Below are 15,519 nucleotides of genomic sequence, written 5' to 3'. Positions count from 1 at the left end.
CTCGCCTGGGGATTGCACAAATGCGATCCAGCCAGGATCAAATTGAAATATCCCTTTAAGATCATGCGACTAACGCCAGACACACCGCTAATCTACAGAGTTTTCCACAGCTTTTGTGGATAGTTTACCGATCATTTGAAAGAAAATGACAGGTGAAGACCCTCCCTTGCCCCTTCTCTTTCACCCCCTCGATAACCTCCTGATGCTGTGGCCATCATCCCTACCGGCGCCCCCACTTGCCCGCAACGCTGCCAGACACGAAAAAGGGCTCCGAAGAGCCCTTGAACAGCTTTTTTCACATCCGGCCACATCAGGGACGCAGGGATTTGTCCGCCCGGGAGATGCCGCAGACACCGGAGCGCACCACTTCGATGATCTCGTTGGTCTGGGCAGCCGTCTTGATGAAGGCGTCCAGCTTTTCGCTGGTCCCGACGAGCTGCACCGTGTAGAGCTCGGGGGTGACGTCGACGATCTGGCCACGGAAGATGTCCGCCAGCCGCTTCAGTTCGTCACGGGCACCACCGGCGGCGCGCGCCTTGACCAGCGCGATCTCCCGCTCGATGTGCTCCCCTTCGCTGAGATCGCACACCTTGAGCACGTCCACCAGCTTGTGCAGCTGCTTCTGGATCTGCTCCAGCACCCGCTCATCCCCCATGGTGACGATGGTCATGCGGGACAGGGTAGGATCCTCGGTAGGGGCCACCGTCAGGGTCTCGATGTTGTAGCCGCGCTGGGAGAAGAGGCCCACCACACGGCTCAGGGCACCGGATTCGTTCTCCAGCAGAACGGAAATTATATGTCTCATCAGGTTCTCTCCGTCTTGCTCAGCCACATCTCGTCCATGGCGCCAAATTTGATCTGCATCGGATAGACGTGCTCGTCCGGATCGACCGAGATGTCCATGAACACCAGTCTGTCCTTCATGGCAAAGGCCTTCTCCATGGCGCTCTCCAGCTCCGCCGGATCGCTCACCGCGATGCCGACGTGGCCATAGGCTTCCGCCAGCTTGACGAAGTCAGGCAGGGATTCCATGTAGGAGTGGCTGTGACGGCCGCCGTAGAACATCTTCTGCCACTGCTTGACCATGCCCAGCGCACGGTTGTTGATGGAGATGATCTTGATGGGCACCCCGTACTGCATGCAGGTAGAGAGCTCCTGGATGTTCATCTGCACCGAGCCGTCGCCGGTGACGCAGCAGACCACGGCTTCCGGGTTGGCAAACTGGGCGCCCATGGCGGCGGGAATGCCAAAGCCCATGGTGCCGAGACCGCCGGAGTTGATCCACTGGCGCGGTTTGGCAAACGGGTAGTAGAGGGCGGCAAACATCTGGTGCTGGCCGACGTCGGAGGCGACGAACGCCTCCCCCTTGGTCACCTTGTAGAGAGTCTCGATGACCTGCTGCGGCTTGATCAGGGTGGGATGGGTCTCGTAGGCCAGGCAGTTGCGGGAGCGCCACTGGTTGATCTGCTCCCACCAGTCCGCCAGCGCCTGCTTGTCGTTGTCAAAGCCGCACTCGCGGATCACTTCCAGCATCTGTTCCAGCACGGTTTCCACCGAGCCGACGATGGGCACATGGGCCTGTACCGTCTTGGAGATGGAGGTGGGGTCGATGTCGATGTGGACTATGGTAGCGTTGGGGCAGAACTTGGCTACGTTGTTGGTCACGCGATCATCGAAGCGGGCACCCACTGCGAAGATGAGATCCGCGTTGTGCATGCTCTTGTTCGCTTCGAAGGTACCGTGCATCCCCAACATACCGATAAACTGCGGATGGGTGCCGGAGAAGGCGCCCAGCCCCATGAGCGTGGTAGTCACCGGCAGGTTCAGCAGCTCCGCCAGCTTGGTCACCAGGTGATCCGCATTGGCGTTGATGGCGCCGCCACCCACGTACATGACCGGGCGGCTCGCCTCGGTCAGCAGCTTGGCAGCCCGCTTGATCTGGCCCTTGTGTCCGGCCTTGGTCGGATTGTAGGAGCGCAGGGAAACGGACTCGGGATACTGATAGGGGAACTTCTCTTTCGGATTCTGCACGTCTTTGGGCAGATCCACCACCACGGGCCCCGGGCGGCCACTGGCGGCAATGTAATAGGCCTTCTTGATGGCCTCGGGAATGTCGCTGGCTTTCTTGCACAGGAAGCTGTGCTTCACCACCGGGCGGGAGATGCCGATCATGTCGGTCTCCTGGAACGCATCCTCCCCGATCATGCTGGTCGGCACCTGGCCGGACAGGATCACCAGGGGAATGGAATCCATGTAGGCGGTGGCGATCCCCGTGATGCAGTTGGTGGCGCCGGGACCCGAGGTCACCAGCACAGTGCCCACCTTGCCGGTGGAGCGGGCGTAACCGTCCGCCATGTGCACTGCGGCCTGCTCATGCCGCACCAGGACATGCTCCATCTTGCCGTTTTCGAAGAGAGCGTCATAGATGTCGAGCACTGAGCCACCAGGGTAGCCGAAAACGTGTTCCACTCCCTGATCTTCCAGCGCTCTAACCACCATCTGGGCGCCTGATAACATCTCCATGATAAAGCCCTCCAGGCTTTGCTCCGTTAAGCGAAAGCTATCGACAGTCCGCTGCTTCCCGGCAGCGCCGATCCGAGTCTTGTTGTTGTCTGCAGGCAGATCAGGCGAGTTCGGAGCCGTCGATAGTAGAAAAATAGGGGTTTTCCATCATTCACCCGAAAAGCGGGTGAAAAACCAACTTAACCCGCCCGTGAACGCTTGTCCACGGCTTTGTCTGGCCATAACAGTCATAAATTTCAAACAGCTATTAACATTCAGTGACTTGGCCACCAGACGGGCAACAAAGAGGGGCCCTGGGGGGAACAACCAGCGGATCATGCTGCCCGCGTCGGTCAGGAACAAAATAAACGGCCCACCCCGAGGGGGTGGGCCGTCAAAAACTGGCTGGTTTCACTGCTCGTCTTCGGGTTCTGCCAGCCAGATCTGCTGATCCGGATCCGTCTCTTCGCAGACCGAGATGCTGACACCCATGTCGAGCAGCTCATGCAGGGTGAGATTGTCTGCCAGGGTCATGGTGTCGCCGTTTTCATTGGTAAAGCGCATGGTGTCCGTCCTCTCCGTGGTGGGATCGACTCAGTTTAGTCAAAGGCGCTGAGTTGGGATAACCAGGGACGCTCCTGGCCGGTGCGGCTGGCAAGCTCCCCCAGGCTGTCACACACCTCCTCCGGAAAGAGAGTCCTGCCCCAGAGGCGGCGGGAGAGCGCCCCCACCGCCTCCCCTGCCCCGGCCAGCAACCAGTCGGCCAGCTCTCCTGCCACATCGGGATAGCGTACCCTGCCAGGAGAAGGGGCCTCCAGCCAGCTTCGCACCGCATTGGCATCCAGGCTGTCCATCAACTGGGCCAGCCCCATCAGCTCCAGGGTCCTGCCGTTGGTCAACTGCTCGAACTGGCCACCCAGGGGTTTGACCAGCAGCTTCTTGCCAAGGGAGAGCGCCTCGGAGGCAAGCTCGAATCCCGCATTGCTGATGACCCCGCGACAACCGGCCAGCGCCAGCTTGAACCCCTCTCTGGCCTGAGGTTCAAAGCGGATGTTGCGCCACTCGCTGCGCTTGCGCACCTCGGGATGGAAGCAGATGAACGACTGCGTGCTGAAACGCGACAACAGGGCCGCGATCGTCTCTGTCTGCTCGAATGGCAGATAGACCAGGATCTGCTGGTTGTCCGGCACCGGCTCGAGGGGATCGACGATGGGAGGCAGCAGGGGCTGGCCGAAATGGAACCAGTGTAGCCCCAGGGACTGGCGTACCGGCGCAAAATGGCGCATCAGCTGGCGGTTGAAGCCGCTCTCTCCCCAACGCGGGATCGGCCAGTCGAAGCTCGCCTGATGGCTGATGGTGAGGCTGGGTTTGCCCCAGCGGCGAGCCGCATGGGCACTGAGCGGCTCGAAGTCGCTGATGACCAGATCGTACTCGCGACAATCGAGGGCACGCAGATCGTGCCAGAAACGCAGGGGAGAAAGTCCCTTGAGGGTGCGCCAGCCCGAGATGCGCCCCTGATGGCTGGCGAAAGTGATACCGGGGAAGGTGCGATAATCCCCGAACTCCCCCATCTCGAAGTAACCGTCGGCGGCGCGCCCGCTGAACAGATAGTCCACCGCCACGCCCCTGCTCTTCAATGCGCGCGCCAGGGTCCGGCTGCGACTGATATGACCGTTGCCGGTCCCCTGAACGCCGAACAGTATCCTCATCCCTGGCTCCAACCCAGTGCCCAGAGGGCGCAACCACCGCCAAGCAGCGCCCCGGCCACCAGATCACTCAGATAATGCACCCCGAGCAGCAGGCGAGACGCCCCCACCAGCGCGGCCCAGACAAACAGCAGCGGTGCCCAAAGCGGGAAACTGGCGGCCAGTACGGTCGCCATCAGAAAGGCGGCCGCGGTGTGGCCCGAGGGCAGGCTGTAACGATCCGACGGGGTGATGAAGACAGGCAACCCTGCCGGGCGCTGGCGTTTGAGGGCATTCTTGAGCAGCAGGTAGAGCGGCAACTCGAGGGCAAACGCCCAGAGCGCCACCCTGACCGCCTCCTGCCCGGCGCTCCCCTGCCACCAGAGCAGGCAGGCCGCCACGGCATAGAGGGGGCCGTCACCGGTACGGGAGACAAGCCGGCTTATCCTGGCCTGCGGCTGATTGTAGGGGTGGAGCAGGCAGACACGGCACACCCGCAGGTCCCATTGCTGGATCTTGTTCATCACGGCCCTCCCTTGCATCCTGAGTGCAGACTAGGAGGGCGGCATGACACTTCGTTGACGCCCAGATAACAGATTGATGAAAAAAAGGGCCCAGGGGCCCTTTTTCATCCGTCATCCCGAAAAAGTCAGTTCAGGGCACCGCGCAGGCCGTTTTCCATCAGGCGGCAGTTGTGGGCCGCGAGGCGGCTCATGAAGTGCTCGTCCACCGTCAGACCAAACACCTGTTCGTAGAGATCCTTCATCACGAAGGGCTGCCACATCATGCTGAGGAAGGAGATCTTCAGCATCTCGGGGTCCAGGTTGTCCGCCAGCTGGCCGTTGGAGCGCATGGATTCGAGCAGGGCATCGAACTGGGGAAGTTGGCGATCCAGCAGGCGGCTCAGCACAAAATCACGCCCCGGGCTCTTTTCAGTGGACAATGCGCTGGAGATGGCGGAGGTCAGCTCGCTGTTGGGCGCCATCACCTGATAGTAGGTGTTGAGCAGATCGGTCAGACTGCGGTTGCTGCTCTCGTCGTGCCAGGCTTGCTCGAGGGGCTCGGCCACATCCCCCAGCACCGCCTTGTAGAGGCCTTCCTTGCTACCGAAGTAGTAGTGGATCATCGCCAGATTGGAGCCTGCCAGCTCGGCAATCTCGCGGGTCGTCACCTTGCTGTAGGGGGTGTTGAGAAAACGTTCGCGTGCGGCGGCAAGCAGCTTGTCACGAATGTCGGAACGTCCGACTGGACGGCCAGGTCTGCGTTTTTCCATGGAATACCTCAGATAATTCAGCAAGGGCTGATAAGTCGATCTGATTGTGCGGGTGATCGAGTACAGCAGGAATGACCAGATAATCAGGCATGAACCGAATATGGGACAAGAGAATTTGCACTCCTTTACAATCCGATTAAATAAACCAGTGGATTGAACCTGTCCATTCCGGTTGACACAGCATAAAAATCTCGTTATTGGTAGTAGCGTTATCGACTGGAAGGATTGAGACATCATGCGTATTGCCGCTCCGCTACTACTGCTCTCCCTAATTGCGACTCCTCGCGCGGGATCCTTGTAGCCGGGCTAAGGCATAGCCGGAATTTACAGAAACCCGTGCACCCCGCACGGGTTTTTTTATGCCATGCAGGATGCACGCAGCGAACTTAGGAAGAGGGAAGTCACATGTCAGATCGGGTCATCATATTCGACACCACCTTGCGTGATGGTGAGCAGGCGCTGTCGGCCAGCTTGACGGTCAAGGAGAAGCTGCAGATCGCCCAGGCGCTGGAGCGGCTCGGTGTCGATATCATGGAAGTGGGTTTCCCCGTCTCCTCTCCCGGCGATTTTCAATCGGTTCAGACCATCGCCCGCCACATCAAGAACAGCCGGGTCTGCGCCCTGGCTCGCGCCCTGCAAAAAGACATCGATGCCGCCGGCGAAGCCTTGAAAGTGGCAGAGGCGTTTCGCATCCATACCTTCATCTCCACTTCCTCCATCCACGTGGAGAGCAAGCTGAAAAAGAGCTTCGAAGACGTGCTGGAGATGGGGGTCGGCGCCATCAAGCACGCCTTGCGCTACACCGATGACGTGGAGTTCTCCTGCGAAGATGCGGGCCGCACCCCGATAGACAACCTCTGCCGCATGGTGGAAGCCGCCATCAAGGCCGGCGCCCGCACCATCAACATTCCTGACACCGTGGGCTACACGGTGCCGACCGAATTCTCCGGCATCATCCATACCCTGTTCAACCGGGTACCCAACATCGACAAGGCCATCATCTCGGTGCACTGCCACGACGATCTGGGCCTCTCGGTGGCCAACTCCATCAGTGCCGTGCAGATGGGGGCCCGCCAGATCGAGTGCACCATCAACGGCATCGGCGAGCGTGCTGGCAACTGCTCTCTGGAAGAGGTCGCGATGATCCTGAAGACCCGCGCCGACCTGCTCGGGGTACACACCAACATCCGCCACAGCGAGATCCACCGCACCAGCACCCTCGTCAGTCAAATCTGCAACATGCCGGTGCAGCCCAACAAGGCCATCGTCGGCGCCAACGCCTTCTCCCACAGCTCAGGCATCCATCAGGATGGCGTGCTCAAGGCGAAGAACACCTATGAAATCATCACCCCAGAGAGCATCGGTCTCACCCAGAACAACCTCAACATGACCTCCCGCTCCGGCCGCCACGTCATCAAGCACCGGATGGAGTCCATGGGCTACGCCGAGAGCAGCTACGACCTCGACGATCTCTACGCCAAGTTCCTCACCCTGGCCGACAAGAAGGGCCAGGTGTTCGACTACGACCTGGAGGCCCTCGCCTTCTTCAGCCAGATCCATGAGGAACCCGAGCACTTCAAGCTGGAGTACCTTGGCGTGCAGAGCGGCAGCTCGGTGCTCGCCACCGCCTCGGTCAAGCTCAAGGTAGGCCAGGATCTGGTGTGCGAGGCCGCCACCGGCAACGGCCCGGTGGATGCGGTCTACCAGTGCATCAACCGCATCACCGGCTACGAGATCCGCATCGACAAATACGAACTCAAGGGCAAGGGCGAGGGCAAGAACGCCCTCGGCCAGGTGGACATCGTCGCCGAGTACAAGGGGCGCAAGTTCCACGGCATGGGGCTGGCCACTGACATCATCGAATCCTCAGCCCAGGCCCTGGTCCACGTGATCAACAGCATCTGGCGCGCGGACCAGGTCGCCGAGCAGATGGAGCGCAACCACACCATCAAATCGGAAACCGTCTGAGCCCGCCGCCGGACAAGATGACAGCATGACATGGGGAGGACCGGGGCCTGGGCAGTGGTCCGGACCGGCCTCCCGGATGAAACGGAATCACACTATCAAGACGGAGAGAGTATGAGCAGTTATCGGATCGCAGTATTGCCGGGTGACGGCATTGGCCCGGAAGTGATGGCAGAGGCCATCAAGGTACTGGAAAAGGTGCAGACCAAATTCGGCTTCTCCCTCGACTATGACCGTCACGACGTCGGCGGCATCGCCATCGACAACCACGGCACACCGCTGCCCCAGAGCACGATCAAAGGCTGCGAAGCGGCCGATGCGGTGCTGTTCGGATCGGTGGGCGGCCCCAAGTGGGAGCACCTGCCGCCCAACGATCAGCCGGAGCGCGGTGCCCTGCTGCCCCTGCGTGCCCACTTCAAACTGTTCTGCAACCTGCGCCCGGCCCGCATCTACACCGGTCTGGAGCAGTTCTCCCCGCTGCGTGCCGACATCTCCGATCGCGGCTTCGACATCGCCTGCGTGCGCGAGCTGACCGGCGGCATCTATTTCGGCCAGCCCAAGGGGCGTGAAGGGGAAGGCGCCACCGAGAAGGCCTTCGACACCGAGGTGTACCACCGCTTCGAGATCGAGCGCATCGCCAAGATAGCGTTTGAATCGGCCCGGGTGCGCAAGGCCAGGGTCACCTCCATCGACAAGGCCAACGTGCTCGCCTCCTCCATCCTGTGGCGCGAGGTGGTGACCGAGGTCGCCAAGTCCTACCCGGACGTGGCCCTGAACCACATGTACATCGACAACGCCACCATGCAGCTCATCAAGGATCCGTCCCAGTTCGACGTGCTGCTCTGCTCCAACCTGTTCGGTGACATCCTCTCCGACGAGTGCGCCATGATCACTGGCTCGATGGGCCTGCTCCCCTCCGCCAGCCTCAACGAATCCGGCTTCGGTCTGTTCGAGCCGGCCGGTGGCTCGGCCCCGGATATCGCCGGCAAGGGGATTGCGAATCCCATCGCCCAGATCCTCTCCGCCGCCCTGATGCTGCGTTACAGTCTCGGCCAGGAAGCCGCCGCCCAGGCCATCGAGCAGGCCGTGGCCCAGACCCTGGCAGAAGGCTATTTCACCGCCGACCTGCATCAGGCCAGCGCCACGCACCCGGTGCAGAGCACGGCCGACATGGGCAGCCAGATCGCCGCGCGCATCTGATCCCACGGCATCGATAACAAGGAAACCGAGCAATGTCCAAGACCCTCTATCAGAAAGTGTTCGACGCCCACGTGGTGCGGGAAGTGGAAGGGGAAACCCCTCTCATCTACATCGACCGTCATCTGGTGCATGAAGTGACCAGCCCCCAGGCATTCGACGGCCTGCGCGCCATGAACCGCCAGCTGCGTCGCCCGGATCTGACCTGGGCCACCATGGATCACAACGTCTCCACCACCACCAAGGACATCGCCGCCTCCGGCGAGATGGCCCGCATCCAGATGGAGACACTCGCCGCCAACTGCAAGGCGTTCGGGGTTCGTCTCTATGACTTGAACCACAAGTACCAGGGCATCGTCCACGTGATGGGCCCGGAGCTCGGTATCACATTGCCCGGCACTACCATCGTCTGCGGTGACTCCCACACCGCCACCCACGGCGCCTTCGGGTCGCTCGCATTCGGTATCGGCACCTCTGAAGTGGAACACGTGATGGCCACCCAGACCCTGAAACAGGGCCGCGCCAGGACCATGCGTATCTCTGTCAACGGCAAGCTGGCCGCAGGCATCAGCGCCAAAGACGTTGTGCTCGCCATCATTGGCAAGGTAGGTCACGCAGGCGGGACCGGCTACGTGGTGGAGTTCGCCGGTGAAGCCATCGAGGGGCTCACCATGGAAGGGCGCATGACGGTGTGCAACATGGCCATCGAGCTCGGCGCCAAAGCGGGCATGATTGCCCCCGACCAGACCACCATCGACTACATCCGTGGCAAGGAGTTCGCTCCCAAGGGGGAGGCGCTGGAACAGGCCATCGCCTACTGGCTGACCCTCAAGAGCGACGAAGGTGCCCACTTCGACGCCGAAGTGGTACTCGACGCCGCCGACATCGCCCCGCAAGTGACCTGGGGCACCAACCCGGGCCAGGTGATTGCCGTCAATGAGCCCATCCCTGCACCGGAATCCTTCGCCGATCCGGTGGAGCAGCAGTCCGCCCGCAAGGCCCTCGCCTACATGGACCTGCAACCGGGCCAGAAGCTCTCCGACGTGGCCATCGACAAGGTGTTCATCGGTTCGTGCACCAACAGCCGCATCGAGGATCTGCGCGCTGCCGCCGCCATCGCCCGCGGCCGCAAGGTCGCCGCAGGGGTACAGGCCCTGGTGGTGCCGGGCTCCGAGCAGGTGAAGGCCCAGGCCGAGGCCGAGGGGCTGGACAAGATCTTCATCGAGGCAGGCTTTGAGTGGCGTTTGCCCGGCTGCTCCATGTGTCTGGCCATGAACAACGACCGGCTGCAACCAGGGGAGCGCTGCGCCTCCACCAGCAACCGCAACTTCGAGGGGCGTCAGGGTCGTGCCGGTCGCACCCACCTGGTGAGCCCGGCCATGGCCGCCGCCGCCGCCGTCACCGGCCGCTTCGCCGACATTCGTGCGCTGTAACGACAAGGAGAACATGATGACAGGTTTCAAACAGCATAAAGGGATCGTCGTTCCCCTCGACAGCGCCAACGTCGACACCGACGCCATCATTCCCAAGCAGTTCCTGCAGAAGGTGAACCGCATCGGCTTTGGCAAGCACCTGTTCCACGACTGGCGCTTCCTGGACGATGCAGGGGAGCAGCCCAACCCGGAGTTCGTGCTGAACAAGCCGCAATTCGCCGGTGCCAGCATCCTGTTGGCCCGCGAGAACTTCGGCTGCGGCTCGAGTCGCGAGCACGCCCCCTGGGCGCTGGCGGACTACGGCTTCAAGACCATGATCGCCCCGAGCTTTGCCGACATCTTCTACGGCAACGCCATCAACAACGGCATGGTGCCGGTTCGTCTGAAGGAGGAGGAGGTCGACGCCCTGTTCCAGCTGGTCGCCGCCCAGCCGGGCATCGAGATCGAAGTGGATCTGGAGGCGAACCAGGTGCGTGCAGGCAGCCTCACGTTCAGCTTCGAAATCGACGAGTTCCGTCGCTACTGTCTGCTCAACGGGCTGGATGCCATCGGTCTGACCCTGCAGCATGAGGCCGCCATCAGCGCCTTCGAGGCGAAGCAGCCAAGCTGGATTTGACGAGCCTGCGACAAGAAAGCGAGTAGAATCAACAGGGAGCCGAGGCTCCCTGTTTTATTGTCGGGTCGCTGTACAAAGCCCGCCACCTCTGCATGTCCGACAGGAGACACCTATGTCCGCAAGGGGCGCCCTTTCATTGCTCTGCCTGCTGCTCAGCCTCCCGGCCCTGGGCGGGCAGACCTCTTTCACCAACAGTGGCGGTCAGCTCAACGTCGGCTGGCAGGACAGAGAGGGCAAGGCGCAGCAGCTCAGCTACCGGCTGGAGGCGGGCAAGTTGCCCCCTCTCATCGCTTACCGTCCGGCCAGGATGCAGGAAGACGTACTGCAAAGCCTGCTGCAACAGGCCCCCCTGGCGTTCCCCGAGGTGCAGTTCTCCCTCGTGCGCCCCGCCATGAGCCTCAGCATCAAGAGCCGCAACGCCGACAAGGCGCGGGAAGCCTCCCAATGGGTCAAGCCCGAGCAGGCCAAACTGGAGGCTGCCTGGCTCACGCAACACTACTTCCAGCCCTTCACTGCCCCCGACGGCGCTCCCGCCATCAAGCAGGATCATGTGCGCATCGCCCTGGAGAGCCGGGACGAACTGGCCCCGTTGATGGAGCAGCTCAAGCAGGAAGGGGCCACCGAGACCGAGGCGCGCCAGAAGACGGTGGCCCACATGCTCGACTTCATCCAGGCCATCCCCTATCAACTGCTCGACAGCCAGTCGGGCCGCTCTGGCAAGGGGTTTCTGAGCCCGCGCCAGGTGCTGGAGCAGAACCGGGGGGATTGCGACAGCAAGGTGACCCTGATGGCCGCCCTGCTGGCCCAGGGGTATCCCGATCTCAAGCAGGCCATGGTGTTCGTGCCGGGACACGCCCTGCTGGGGGTGGCCCTGCCAGCCAAACCGGGGGAGGCCACCTTGAGCCGGGCGGGGGAGACCTACCTCCTGATGGAGCCGACCGGCCCGGCCCAGCTGCCCATGGGCCAGCTCGCGCCCACCAGCAAGACGCTGGTCGACAGCGGCCAGTTGAGCGTGCAGCCGGTGCAGGATGAGGGGAAATGAGACAGGCCAGCCCATGGCTGGCCTGTCTCGAGGAGGACGGGCGCCCGGGTCTCAGGTGAGGGAGAGAAACTCCAGCGCCAGCAGGAGACCGTCTTCTTCCTCCAGCACCCGCACGATGCGGGCCTGGGCCTCGAAGGGAGGCAGAAGATTGCTGCTGGTCGCCAGGCTCACCCGGATGGGCTGGGCCAGATCGAACGCGTGCTTGTTCACCTCGACGCCCATGCCGTTGGCGCTGAGATCCCGGCAGACCCCCTCCAGCACCTGCTGATGCTGGAACAGGGTGACGGGGGCATTGATGACCATGCGCTGGAAGGCACGTCTTTCCTTGGTGCTGGTGATCACTGGGGACTTCCTCCTTGGTGGTGGCTCGCACGATGCGGCCCGTGAAACATAGTGCTGGCCTCCCCCCAGGAACGCCAATACAATGCGATGCGTTGCTCAAACGGGGTGCGGTTTACCGCTGAGATTATACCCGTGAACCTGATCCAGATAATGCTGGCGGAGGAATTTGAGGCATGGCGCGCGTTTTTTGTGCCCTCATCCGCCGGCGCTCACCACACGCGAGGTGCCATTGATGAGCACCCCGATACCCACAGGAGTGCCATTGATGAAGACCCTGCTGCTGATCGCCACCAGCCTGCTCTCTGCCCAGGCGTTTGCCGCCGACACCCTCACCGTCTACACCTACGGCTCCTTCGCCGCCGAATGGGGGCCGGGTCCCAAGATCAAGCAGGCCTTCGAGAAGGAGTGCGGCTGCACCCTCAATCTGGTGCCCCTCGAGGATGGCGTCGCCATCCTCAACCGGCTGCGGCTGGAAGGCCAGCACAGCAAGGCCGACATGGTGCTGGGGCTGGACGATGCCCTCATCAGCGAGGCCAAGCAGAGCGGCCTGTTCGCCCCCCATTCCACCAGGCTCGATGGTCTCAAGGTACCGGGTGGCTGGCAGGACGACACCTTTGTCCCCTATGACTACGGCTACTTCGCCTTCGTCTATGACAGCAACAAGCTCAAGCAGCCCCCCAAGAGCCTGAAGGAGCTGGTGGCGCGCCCCGATATCAAGGTGATCTATCAGGATCCCCGCACCTCCACCCCGGGTCAGGGCCTGATGCTCTGGATGAAGTCGGTCTACGGGGATGAGGCACCGACCGCCTGGGCGCAACTGGCCAAAAAGACGGTCACCGTCACCAAGGGGTGGTCAGAGGCCTACGGCATGTTCCTCGACGGCGAGGCGGACATGGTGCTCTCCTACACCACCTCCCCCGCCTATCACCTGATTGCCGAGAGCAAACCCCAGTACCGGGCGGCCGCGTTCGAGGAGGGTCACTACCGCCAGGTGGAAGTAGCAGCCAAGCTCAAGGGCGCCACACAGGGCAAACTGGCTGACCAGTTCCTGCAATTCATGGTGAGCCCCGCCTTCCAGAACGAGATCCCCGGCGGCAACTGGATGTATCCGGTGACAGACGTGGCGCTGCCCAAGGGGTTCGAACAGATGATCACCGTAGCTAAGCCACTCACCTTCAGCTCTGACGAGGTAGCCGCCAACCGCAAGGGGTGGATCCGCGAATGGCTGCAAGCCGTCACCCAGTGAGTTCAGGTCGTCGCACCCTCTGGTGGCTGCCCGGCAGTGCAGCCACCCTGGTCATCCTGCTGCTCTCCATTGGGCCGCTGGTCGCCCTGTTGTGGCAGGCGGGGGCCCTCTCCCCCCGCGCCCTGCTAGGCGATCCCTACCTGCGCCACGTGCTGGGTTTCAGCCTCTGGCAGGCACTGCTCTCCACCCTGCTGAGCCTGGGGCTTGCCATCCCGGTGGCCAGGGCCCTGGCGCGACGCCGTTTCACCGGACGCCGCCTGCTGCTCAAGCTGTTCGGCCTCTCCCTGGTATTGCCGGTCATCATCGCCATCTTCGGCATGGTGGCGGTGCACGGTCGCCAGGGCTGGCTGCCGCAACTGCTGCACGGCCTGGGCCTGGATCCCGGCAACTACCTCTACGGCCTGTTCGGCATCCTGCTGGCCCATGTCTTCTTCAACATGCCGCTGGCCGCCCGCCTCATCCTGCAGAGCATAGAGAGCATCCCCGAGTCCTCCTGGCGCCTCGCCAGCCAGCTCGGCATGCGCTCCTCCCACATCTTCCGGCTGCTGGAGTGGCCGCTCATCCGCGGCATCTTGCCGGGGCTCGCCAGCCTCATCTTCATGCTCTGCTTCACCAGCTTCACCACAGTGCTGGCGCTCGGGGGCGGCCCCAAGTCCACCACACTGGAGGTGGCCGTCTACCAGGCGCTGCGCTTTGACTTCGATCTCGCCACCGCTGGCGGGCTCGCCCTGGTGCAACTGCTGCTGACCCTGGCCCTGCTCCTGCTGCAACACAAGCTGCAGACCACTCCGGCCAGTCGCCTCACCAGCCGTCGCCCCTGCCTGCGTCCCGACAGACACCAGAAGGGCAGCGCTCTGGTGGATGGCCTGGCCCTGACCATGGGGCTCGCCATCTTCCTGCCGCCCCTGCTGGCCATCGTGGTCGCCGGGTTCAACCCCGGTCTGCTGGCGGCGCTCGGCTCACCCCGGCTATGGCAGGCAGGGGGGCAGTCCCTGGGCATAGCCCTGGCGGCGGGCTCCCTGGCCACTTTGCTCGGCGCCGGGCTGCTGCTCACCAGCCGGCATCTGAGGGTGCGGGATCGCAAACGGCGGGCCGCCGCCCTGTGGGAGGCCAGCGGCTCCATGATCCTGATGATCCCGGCGGTGGTGCTCTCCACCGGCCTCTTCATCCTGTTCATGCCCTTCACCGACGTCTTTGCCCTGGGCCCCTGGCTAGTGGTGCTGGTCAACGCCCTGATGGCGCTGCCCTATGTGCTGCGCACCCTCTCGGCCCCCATGCAACTGGTGGTGCGCCAGTACGATAGGCTGGCGGACAGTCTGGGGGTGCGCGGCCTGCATCGCCTGCGCCTGGTGGAGTGGCCCCTGCTGCGCCGTCCGCTGGCCCTGGCCATGGCGCTCTCGATGATATTGTCCCTCGGGGATCTCGGGGCCATCGCCATGTTCGGCAGCCAGACCCTCACTACCCTGCCCTGGCTGCTCTATCAGCAGCTCGGCAGCTACCGGCTGACCGAGGCGGCCGCCACCGCCCTGCTGCTGCTCACCCTCTGCTTCTCCCTGTTCTGGCTGGTGGAGCGGGGACTGGGAGGCAGGCATGTGGATCACTGATCCCCGGCGGCATTGCCGCCTCCCTGCCCCCAGGATCCGGCCGGGCACGCCCCTGGGGCGCCCCTTGGAGCAGTCACTCACCCTGCCTTTCATCAATTTTTCTTACTTGTTGTTCTATAAAACGACATTCAGGAGCCAAACATGCTGGTAATTGAGGAACTGGTCACCAGTTATCCCGACTGGCAGGTGACCTTCAGTGCGACCTTGCCCAAGGGGGAGATCACCGCCCTCATCGGTCCGAGCGGCGCCGGCAAGTCCACCCTGCTCGGCATGATCGCGGGCTTCGTGCCGGTGGAGTCGGGCACCCTCACCTTCGACGGCCAGGATCTGCTGTCACTGGGCCCCGCCGAGCGCCCGGTCACCACCCTGTTCCAGGATCACAACCTCTTCCTGCACCTGTCGGTGTTCGACAACATCGCCATCGGCCTGCATCCCGGCCTGCGCTTGAATCCGACCCAGAAAAGGCAGGTGCAGGAGGCCGCTGACAAGGTAGGCCTGGGGGAGATGCTGACGCGCCTGCCGGAGCAGCTCTCCGGCGGCCAGCAGCAGCGGGTGGGGCTGGCCCGCGCCCTGGTGCGGGGCAGGCCGCTGCTGCTGCTGGACGAGCCCTTCTC

General features: G+C 62.8%; 15 protein-coding genes and 1 riboswitch. Of the genes, 8 read left to right on the top strand and 7 right to left on the bottom strand.

Annotation, left to right across the window (positions count from 1 at the left end; translation table 11 throughout):
- Window positions 1-310: 310 nt before the first annotated feature.
- The 6 genes from ilvN to BN1120_RS14890 form a co-directional block, all read right to left on the bottom strand.
- Window positions 311-805 carry an acetolactate synthase small subunit gene (gene ilvN, locus BN1120_RS14910; RefSeq protein ID WP_010673160.1) on the bottom strand — a complete coding sequence of 165 codons (495 nt, stop codon included), beginning with the start codon at window positions 803-805 and terminating at the stop codon, window positions 311-313.
- Window positions 805-2,523 (bottom strand): acetolactate synthase 3 large subunit, encoded by a 1,719-nt coding sequence (locus tag BN1120_RS14905; protein WP_010673159.1) that lies wholly within the window; start codon window positions 2,521-2,523, stop codon window positions 805-807. Before BN1120_RS14905 ends, ilvN begins: the two co-directional genes overlap by 1 nt.
- 390 nt (window positions 2,524-2,913) lie before the next feature.
- On the bottom strand, window positions 2,914-3,066 hold the full coding sequence (locus BN1120_RS21620; protein WP_010673158.1) for a hypothetical protein: 153 nt from the start codon (window positions 3,064-3,066) through the stop codon (window positions 2,914-2,916).
- Window positions 3,067-3,101: 35 nt separating this feature from the next.
- Window positions 3,102-4,211 carry an MJ1255/VC2487 family glycosyltransferase gene (locus BN1120_RS14900; protein WP_042016677.1) on the bottom strand — a complete coding sequence of 370 codons (1,110 nt, stop codon included), beginning with the start codon at window positions 4,209-4,211 and terminating at the stop codon, window positions 3,102-3,104.
- Entirely contained in the window at window positions 4,208-4,711 is a 504-nt protein-coding gene (locus BN1120_RS14895) for a phosphatase PAP2 family protein (RefSeq protein WP_039041177.1), read from the bottom strand. The genes BN1120_RS14900 and BN1120_RS14895 overlap by 4 nt, the downstream gene beginning before the upstream one ends.
- A 125-nt stretch (window positions 4,712-4,836) precedes the next feature.
- Entirely contained in the window at window positions 4,837-5,460 is a 624-nt protein-coding gene (locus tag BN1120_RS14890) for a TetR/AcrR family transcriptional regulator (protein ID WP_010673155.1), read from the bottom strand.
- 405 nt (window positions 5,461-5,865) lie between these two features.
- On the opposite strand from BN1120_RS14890, the gene leuA reads away from it, so the two are divergent.
- The 5 genes from leuA to BN1120_RS14865 all read left to right on the top strand — a co-directional run bounded on the left by leuA (window position 5,866) and on the right by BN1120_RS14865 (window position 11,713).
- Window positions 5,866-7,428 (top strand): 2-isopropylmalate synthase, encoded by a 1,563-nt coding sequence (leuA, locus tag BN1120_RS14885; RefSeq protein ID WP_010673154.1) that lies wholly within the window; start codon window positions 5,866-5,868, stop codon window positions 7,426-7,428.
- A 111-nt stretch (window positions 7,429-7,539) separates the two neighbouring features.
- Window positions 7,540-8,625 (top strand): 3-isopropylmalate dehydrogenase, encoded by a 1,086-nt coding sequence (gene leuB / locus BN1120_RS14880; RefSeq protein WP_041211114.1) that lies wholly within the window; start codon window positions 7,540-7,542, stop codon window positions 8,623-8,625.
- 32 nt (window positions 8,626-8,657) lie between these two features.
- Complete coding sequence (gene leuC / locus BN1120_RS14875; protein WP_041211113.1) at window positions 8,658-10,055, top strand: 3-isopropylmalate dehydratase large subunit; 1,398 nt, start codon at window positions 8,658-8,660, stop codon at window positions 10,053-10,055.
- 16 nt (window positions 10,056-10,071) lie between these two features.
- Complete coding sequence (gene leuD, locus BN1120_RS14870) at window positions 10,072-10,671, top strand: 3-isopropylmalate dehydratase small subunit (RefSeq protein WP_010673151.1); 600 nt, start codon at window positions 10,072-10,074, stop codon at window positions 10,669-10,671.
- Between the two features lie 112 nt (window positions 10,672-10,783).
- Window positions 10,784-11,713, top strand: coding sequence for a hypothetical protein (locus tag BN1120_RS14865; protein WP_042016676.1), 930 nt, complete (start codon window positions 10,784-10,786; stop codon window positions 11,711-11,713).
- Between the two features lie 51 nt (window positions 11,714-11,764).
- Here the strand turns inward: BN1120_RS14865 and BN1120_RS14860 are convergent, their stop codons facing one another.
- The gene (locus BN1120_RS14860) at window positions 11,765-12,055 is read right to left on the bottom strand and encodes a PilZ domain-containing protein (protein WP_039041182.1); all 291 of its coding nucleotides are present in this window, start codon (window positions 12,053-12,055) and stop codon (window positions 11,765-11,767) included.
- Window positions 12,056-12,146: 91 nt separating this feature from the next.
- A riboswitch (TPP riboswitch) is annotated at window positions 12,147-12,237 on the top strand.
- Between the two features lie 83 nt (window positions 12,238-12,320).
- Between BN1120_RS14860 and thiB the strand changes: the two genes are divergently transcribed.
- The 3 genes from thiB to BN1120_RS14845 all read left to right on the top strand — a co-directional run.
- Complete coding sequence (gene thiB, locus BN1120_RS14855; protein ID WP_042016675.1) at window positions 12,321-13,301, top strand: thiamine ABC transporter substrate binding subunit; 981 nt, start codon at window positions 12,321-12,323, stop codon at window positions 13,299-13,301.
- Window positions 13,277-14,905, top strand: coding sequence for a thiamine/thiamine pyrophosphate ABC transporter permease (gene thiP / locus BN1120_RS14850; RefSeq protein ID WP_042016674.1), 1,629 nt, complete (start codon window positions 13,277-13,279; stop codon window positions 14,903-14,905). The genes thiB and thiP overlap by 25 nt, the downstream gene beginning before the upstream one ends.
- A gap of 141 nt (window positions 14,906-15,046) precedes the next feature.
- A partial coding sequence (locus tag BN1120_RS14845; protein ID WP_042016835.1) for a thiamine ABC transporter ATP-binding protein occupies window positions 15,047-15,519 on the top strand: 473 nt, incomplete at its 3' end.

This window comes from Aeromonas caviae (assembly GCF_000819785.1).
GTDB lineage: Bacteria > Pseudomonadota > Gammaproteobacteria > Enterobacterales > Aeromonadaceae > Aeromonas > Aeromonas caviae.
Note: the sequence above shows the minus strand (reverse complement) of the source record. Positions and strands in the feature narration are given on the sequence as shown.

Excerpts from the sequence above, each read along its gene's own strand:
- ilvN (WP_010673160.1), bottom strand. The coding sequence starts at position 805 with ATGAGACATATAATTTCCGTTCTGCTGGAGAACGAATCCGGTGCCCTG.
- BN1120_RS14905 (WP_010673159.1), bottom strand. The coding sequence starts at position 2,523 with ATGGAGATGTTATCAGGCGCCCAGATGGTGGTTAGAGCGCTGGAAGAT.
- BN1120_RS21620 (WP_010673158.1), bottom strand. The coding sequence starts at position 3,066 with ATGCGCTTTACCAATGAAAACGGCGACACCATGACCCTGGCAGACAAT.
- BN1120_RS14900 (WP_042016677.1), bottom strand. The coding sequence starts at position 4,211 with ATGAGGATACTGTTCGGCGTTCAGGGGACCGGCAACGGTCATATCAGT.
- BN1120_RS14895 (WP_039041177.1), bottom strand. The coding sequence starts at position 4,711 with ATGAACAAGATCCAGCAATGGGACCTGCGGGTGTGCCGTGTCTGCCTG.
- BN1120_RS14890 (WP_010673155.1), bottom strand. The coding sequence starts at position 5,460 with ATGGAAAAACGCAGACCTGGCCGTCCAGTCGGACGTTCCGACATTCGT.
- leuA (WP_010673154.1), top strand. The coding sequence starts at position 5,866 with ATGTCAGATCGGGTCATCATATTCGACACCACCTTGCGTGATGGTGAG.
- leuB (WP_041211114.1), top strand. The coding sequence starts at position 7,540 with ATGAGCAGTTATCGGATCGCAGTATTGCCGGGTGACGGCATTGGCCCG.
- leuC (WP_041211113.1), top strand. The coding sequence starts at position 8,658 with ATGTCCAAGACCCTCTATCAGAAAGTGTTCGACGCCCACGTGGTGCGG.
- leuD (WP_010673151.1), top strand. The coding sequence starts at position 10,072 with ATGACAGGTTTCAAACAGCATAAAGGGATCGTCGTTCCCCTCGACAGC.
- BN1120_RS14865 (WP_042016676.1), top strand. The coding sequence starts at position 10,784 with ATGTCCGCAAGGGGCGCCCTTTCATTGCTCTGCCTGCTGCTCAGCCTC.
- thiB (WP_042016675.1), top strand. The coding sequence starts at position 12,321 with ATGAAGACCCTGCTGCTGATCGCCACCAGCCTGCTCTCTGCCCAGGCG.
- thiP (WP_042016674.1), top strand. The coding sequence starts at position 13,277 with ATGGCTGCAAGCCGTCACCCAGTGAGTTCAGGTCGTCGCACCCTCTGG.